The organism is Blautia sp. AF19-1 (assembly GCF_003479155.1).
Taxonomy (GTDB): domain Bacteria; phylum Bacillota; class Clostridia; order Lachnospirales; family Lachnospiraceae; genus Fusicatenibacter; species Fusicatenibacter saccharivorans.
Window position 1 is genome coordinate 1 of record NZ_QUGQ01000046.1, and the last position, 2,373, is coordinate 2,373.

3 protein-coding genes are annotated in these 2,373 nt (G+C 40.1%); all 3 read right to left on the reverse strand.

Annotated features, from left to right (window positions below):
• Window positions 1–330: 330 nt before the first annotated feature.
• Window positions 331–798, reverse strand: a complete 468-nt coding sequence (locus DWX26_RS16475) for a cupin domain-containing protein (RefSeq protein ID WP_118601787.1) — start codon at window positions 796–798, stop codon at window positions 331–333.
• 487 nt (window positions 799–1,285) lie between these two features.
• Entirely contained in the window at window positions 1,286–2,002 is a 717-nt protein-coding gene (locus DWX26_RS16480; protein WP_158580620.1) for an alpha/beta hydrolase, read from the reverse strand.
• Between the two features lie 57 nt (window positions 2,003–2,059).
• Window positions 2,060–2,281 carry a hypothetical protein gene (locus DWX26_RS16485; protein WP_118601789.1) on the reverse strand — a complete coding sequence of 74 codons (222 nt, stop codon included), beginning with the start codon at window positions 2,279–2,281 and terminating at the stop codon, window positions 2,060–2,062.
• Between the last annotated feature and the right edge of the window lie 92 nt (window positions 2,282–2,373).

Below are 2,373 nucleotides of genomic sequence, written 5' to 3' on the forward strand. Positions count from 1 at the left end.
GATCTGTCAATCCACTTTGACGGCATTCCATGATGAGACGGTATTGTTCTTCGACAGGTATTCTTTTGCTTTTCATGAGCACACCTCCATAACTTGAATAGAGTAAAATGCTCGCACCTATCATTTCTAGCAAGAAAAGATGAAGTAAAATGCTTGCATTCTCTATTGATTATTATGGGATATTTTTTAGGGCAACACAATCCGTCGAATTATTTTGCACTTACCCTTTACAGCTGCAAGTTCCAGCCGCTTCCGGCTCACAGTCATACTCTCTGGATGCCAAGACTGTTCCATCAGTAAGGTGAGTAAAGTCCCCAGTTTCTCATTAATTCACATATCCCGGATATAATCGGAAGATGATGCCAGATTGTAGAGGTCACTGAGCAGACCGGTAAACGAAGCTATGTCATCCGGATGGAACACAGGCCGACCGCCTCGCTCTTTGTACTTCTCATATACAGCCGGAAGGGACGGTGCATAGAAATGGCACCATTGGAGAGACCAGAGATTATCAGAAGTCGAATGGCTATATGCTTTCCGACAATCAATGAACACGCAGTCTCCCTGGCCTAGCTGATAAGTCTGCTCCTCGTAGGAAAGTTCTCCCTCGCCAGACAAAACAATAAAGCAAAGAAACGACACCAAATCCTCTCTCTGGGATACATGTGGGTGAACAGCCTGCAAAGAGCCGACCTCCTGCAGATGCAAAAGAGACGTTCCAGCAAAGGTTGATGGGGTGTAAATGATTCGAGAGGAGCTTACGGAAGAAGACTGTGGGTTGAATAGTTCTTGGTCCATAAGTTGCTCCTTTCCAATACGAAATATCACTTTTTCCTTCACTTATATCCAACTGATGGAACGGCATCCTTGGGAATATGCCGCGATCGGGAATGTCTAAAAAATTGTGTAAGTAAATTGTCTGACAATTTCCCCTTTGCCTGCTTGACTACCTTGCTTTAAATGCCGGAACGCCAGTCAAGGTAAGGGTTCCAGCCTTGACTGACAATTCTGGCATTTGATAAAATCTTGAGAGCAGGTTAGAAAAACTTACACAGTTTCTATTACATTCTCCGGCGATCCTTTTCTATGTACAAATATTTAATATACCTTTACATTTCAGACGCTTACCTTATTATGCGTTACCTGCTAAATGTCCTTCTTATTTCCATTGCCGCATAGTACATCAAACCACCAACTGCTCCACCAACTGTGTTATAGAAGATGTCTGATAGTTGGAATGTTCCTACCTTCCTTAAATCGTAAGAAATTGTAAAAGGATCTTGCATCAATTAGTCGGAATATGTTTTTTAAGGAATTCGGAAACAATACTTTCGTATTTCTCAGGATTCGATCTATAGCAATCTGTATGTTCTGACCCTGAAACTATATACAACTCTCTTTCACTTTTGCAACTATCGTAAATTTTATACGCCATAGATACCGGTGCTTGCTTATCCTTGTCTCCATGAATAATTAGAACTGGCACACTTGTCTTAGACACTGCAACACATGCGTTTGCTTCTTTCAAGTCAAATCCGCCCCAGATTTTTGTTCCTACATTTGCAAACTGCGTAAATAAATCTGACAATATTTTATGATGAATTTTTTCTTTACTATTTGCTTTTATCATCTCTAGCAGAGATGTAAAACCAGCGTCATCAATAATTCCACAAACTGATTCAGGTAATCCTAAATCGCTACTCATAAGTGTTACCGCTCCTCCCATGGAAATTCCCATGAGAAATATTGGCGTCTGCTCGCCATATTCGGAAACCACCCAGTTCACCCAATCACGACAATCATATTTTTCTAAAACACCGAGCGTTGAAACATTTCCTCCACTCTCTCCGTGTGCCCGCAAACTTACCAACAGTAGATTCCATCCATTTTCTTCTGTAATTCTGTAAATCGGCACACCATTTGTATAGCAGTTTGACCAAAGCCCATGAATAAAGATTATACAAGGTGCATTCTTTTTTCTTTCATAATAGTGACCAACCAACTCTATCCCATCAGAAGCTGCAATTGTAATCTTTCTATTGGACTCAATTTTTATTTTTTATGCTTCTGTGAGAATTTTGTATTGCCAATCATCAGCATTTCCCAAATCTGGCCAACGAATTTCTCTCTTCAAGCAGGCCTTTTGAAAAGAATACTTACTTAGTCTTAGCACTGCTACTATTACGTTTGTTAAAGCCAGAAAGACTATTAAACCACTTTTTCTTTTTATATGTAGTTTTATTTTCAAAACTGTCTTTACTTTTGGTATTATTTTCTTCAATCAATTCCCCTCCAATGCCAACTCCACAAGAGACAACAGCTAGTTAGCAACCACCAGTTCAACTGGTGGTTTATTATTAGCCCTCCAAAGGG